This window comes from Salipiger sp. HF18, assembly GCF_011806505.1.
GTDB classification, from domain to species: Bacteria; Pseudomonadota; Alphaproteobacteria; order Rhodobacterales; family Rhodobacteraceae; genus Salipiger; species Salipiger thiooxidans.
This window is the reverse complement of sequence record NZ_JAATOS010000373.1, coordinates 1-3938: the sequence shown is the minus strand read 5'-3', so window position 1 is coordinate 3938 and position 3938 is coordinate 1. Positions and strand designations below refer to the sequence as shown.

1 protein-coding gene is annotated in these 3938 nt (G+C 67.9%); it reads right to left on the bottom strand.

The genetic code is table 11. The features are described from left to right. Nucleotides 1-85: 85 nt before the first annotated feature. Nucleotides 86-3772, bottom strand: a complete 3687-nt coding sequence (locus HC022_RS20760; protein ID WP_167453686.1) for an efflux RND transporter permease subunit — start codon at nt 3770-3772, stop codon at nt 86-88. Nucleotides 3773-3938: the final 166 nt, after the last annotated feature.

Genomic DNA, 3938 nt, shown 5'->3' with positions numbered 1-3938 from the left:
GCTTCATCTTGCCGGATAAACTCCCGCCGGAGGCATCGGTCCCGCTCCGCCCGCGTGGTGCCCGACAGGCAGACAGACGCTCCCGCTACTCCGCCGCCTTCAGTTTCGCCGCCGAAGTCGCGGGCAGGGGCGCGGCATCGGGCATGTCCTCCCAGAGGATCGTCGGCGCCTTCACACGCCGTGCCGCCCGCGCGAGCGCCCAGTCCTGCGCCGCGCGGCTGCCCGCGCCCAGGGACAGTGCCGCCAGCGCCCGGGCGATCCAGCCGAGGTAGGTGCTGAACCACACCCGCAGGGCCAGCATCGCCGGGGTGAAGACCAGCGTCAGCACGGTCGCGATCGACAGCCCGAAGACCACGGCCGAGGCCAGCGGCTTCCACCACAGCGAGGTCGGGCTGTCGATGGCGTAGCCGCCGCCGAAGAAGTCGAGCGACAGGCCGATCATCATCGGGAACAGCCCCGCGATGGTGGTGATGGTGGTCAGCAGCACCGGCCGGATCCGGTCCTCGGCGGTGCGGATGATGGCTTCGATCCGCGGCATGTAGCGCGAGTAATCCTGGTAGGTGTCGATGAGCACGATGTTGTTGTTCACCACGATACCCGCCAGCGCCACAACCCCGGTCCCCGACATGATGATCGAGAAGGTCTGGTCGAGCACGATCATCCCGAGGAACACTCCGGCGGTCGAGAGAACCACCGCGAGCAACACCAGCACCGAGTTGTAGAAGCTGTTGAACTGCGCCAGCAGGATCACGAACATCAGCGCCAGCGCCGCCGAGAAGGCCTGCCCGAGGAAGGCCTGGCTGTCGGCCTCTTCCTCCTGGTCGCCGGTCCATTCCCAGGTGACGCCCTGCGGCAGCGGGTTGGCTTCGAGCCATTCGGTGAGCGCCGCGATCCGCTCGTTCGGCGTCACCGGCACCACGTGCAGCGCGCCGTCCTGCGCCAGCGCCGCCAGATCGGACGCCGGGGCGCCGTCGATCACCGTGTAGCGCTTGCCGCGCAGCGTCAGCGCGCCCTCCGGATCCTCGCGGCCGAAGCCGGTCTGGCCGTCGTCGGTGGTGAATTTCACCAGCCCGTCCTCGACGCCCGCCTTGATGTCGAAGTGGCGCTTCTGGTCGACACGGTTGATCTCGGCGAGCTTGGCCACGGGCTTGCGCGAGATGAAGTTCGAGAGCGGCACCAGCCCGTCGGCGGTGCGCACCTTGAGGTTGTCGAGCGTCGACAGCACCCGGTCCTTCTCGGGCAGGCGCACGCGGATGTCGATCTCCTCGTCCGAACTGTCCACCCGCATGGTGTCGAGCGTCAGCCCGCGGGTGACGAGCTGCACCATGGCGCCCACTGTGGCGACGTCGGCGCTGTAGCGGCCGGCTTCCTCGACGTCGACGTCGATCTGCCAGTCGATGCCGGGCAGGGGGCGGGTGTCCTCAATCTGACGCAGCCCGGGCATGGCGTCGAACTGCGCGCGCGCCGTTTCGGTCGCGGCCAGCAGCGTGTCCCAGTCGTCGGCCTTGAGCCGCAGGTGCACGGGCTTGGCCGAGGCCGGCCCCATCGCAAGATCGATGATCTCGACCTGCATGCCGGGGATGTCGCCCATGGCCTCGGTCAGCTCGGCCAGCACGATGTCGCCGTCAAGCTCGGGGCGGTCGCGGCGCTGGTCCCACGGCACGATCTCGAGCTGAATCTGCCCGATGGTGTCCTTGGGCGGCTCCGAGCCGCCGGTGTTGGACGAAAGCCCGCCGTCGCCGGCAAAGGCGAAGGCGGTCGAGATGCCGGGGTGCGCCAGCACGATGCGCTCGGCCCGGCGCACCAGCGCGTCCTTCTCGGCAAGCGAGAGGTTGCCGCGGGCACGCACGTAGACGATGGCCTGCTCGGGCTCGCTCTCGGTGAAGAACTCGGTGCCGTTGTTGTTCTCGCCGTAGTAGCCGAACACCGAAATTACGAAGAACACCACCGCGCCGATGGTCACCAGCGGCATCACCGGGTTGCCGGTGACAAGCGCGATCAGCCGGCCGAAGAGGGTGCGGCGGTACTGGGCGCGGATGTGGCGGCGGGTGCGCTCGATGCGGGCGGCGTCGAGGGTGATCGAGGCCATGACCGCGAAGAGCAGGAACACCACGATGCCCGGCATCCGTGCCGTGTAGCCCGTGAAGGGCGAGAAGAAGAGGAAGTCGGGGTTCAGCACCATCATGGCGCCGACGAACATGCCGATCAACGCCACCGGCACCAGCGCCGCCCGGGCCCACCAGTTGGGCAGCCTGCGGCGCAGCCGGTCGGATTTGCGGTGCAGGATGCGCGAGAACCGCCCCGAGACGCCGCCCATCACCGGCAGGTAGATCAGCGCCACCACCAGCGAGGCCGAGAGCACGAAGATCAGCGTCACCGGCAGCATGCCCATGAACTGCCCCGCCACGCCCGGCCAGAACAGCATCGGCAGGAAGGCGCAGAGCGTGGTGGCAGTGGACGACACCACCGGCCAGAACATGCGCTTGGCGGCCTCGACATAGGCGTGCATGGGGCCGACCCCGTCCGAGATCCGCTTGTCGGCGTATTCCACCACCACGATGGCGCCGTCGACCAGCATGCCCACGGCAAGGATCAGGCCGAACATCACGATGTTCGACACGGTGATGCCTATGCCCCAGAGCAGCAGGAAGCACAGCAGGAACGAGGTCGGGATGGCGAAGCCCACCAGCAGGGCGGCGCGGGTGCCGAGCGAGGCCAGCACCACGATCATCACCAGCGCGATGGCGGTCAGCACCGAGCCCTCGAGCTGCTTGACCATCGAATCGACGATCACGCTCTGGTCGTTGCTGGCGGCCACGGTCACCGCCGCGCGCAGCTCGGGCGGCCAGTCGGCCTCGGCCGCGGCCACCACGGCGCGGATCTCGGCCACGGTGTCGATGAGGTTGAAACCCTTGCGCTTGACCACCTGCAGGGCGACGGTGTTCTCGCCCTGGAAGCGGGCGGTGCCCTGGCGGTCCTCGAAGGTCAGGCTGATGGTGGCCAGATCGCCCAGCGTCACCACCCGGTCGCCGTTCACCTTGACGGGCAGGTCGTAGATATCGCGGGGCTCGTCGAAGCTCGACGGGATCTTCACCGAGAACGAGCCGCTGTCGGTCTCGACCTCGCCCGCCGCCACCAGCAGGTTGTTGTTCTGCACGACGTTGATGAGCTCGTTGGCGGTGACGTTGTAGGACTCGAGCCGCAGCGGGTCGATCACCACCTCGACCATTTCGTCGCGGTTGCCGGCGATGCCCGCCTCGAGCACCGAATCCAGCGCCTCGACCCGGTCCTGCAGGTCCTTCACCACCTGCGCCATGGTGCGCTCGGGCACCGGGCCCGTGAGCGACACGATCAGGATCGGAAACTCCGAGAAGTTGATCTCGTTGATCGAATAGTTCTCGGCCCCGTCGGGGAAATTGCCCTCGGCCTTGTTCATGGCGTCGCGCACGTCGGCCATGGTCTCGGTCTTGTTCCAGCCGAACTCGAACTCGAGCGCCACGCCGGCATAGCCCTCGGAGGCCACGCCCGAGAGCGTCTTGAGCCCGTCGAGATCGGCGAGCTCGGTCTCCATCGGCTTGACCAGCAGCTTCTCGGAATCCTCGGCCGAGATGCCGGGGAAGGGCACCGAGATGAAGAGCGCGGGGATCTCGATGTCGGGCTCACCCTCCTTTGGCAGCGTGACATAGGCGTAGCCGCCCGCCACCAGCGACAGGAAGATGAACGCCATCACCATGCGGGCGCGCTGAGCGGCCCAATCGACCAGTCCGGTCACTGGATGATCTCCTCGAAGCTCGGGGCGACGGGGACACCGTCGGTGACGTATTCCTGTCCCAGCGTGATCAGGTCGATCTCGGCCGGCAGGCCGCCGACCCAGATGCCGTCGCGGGTGTCGCGCAGCACGGTGACCGGCAGGAAGCGCGCGGGGCTGTCGGCGTCGA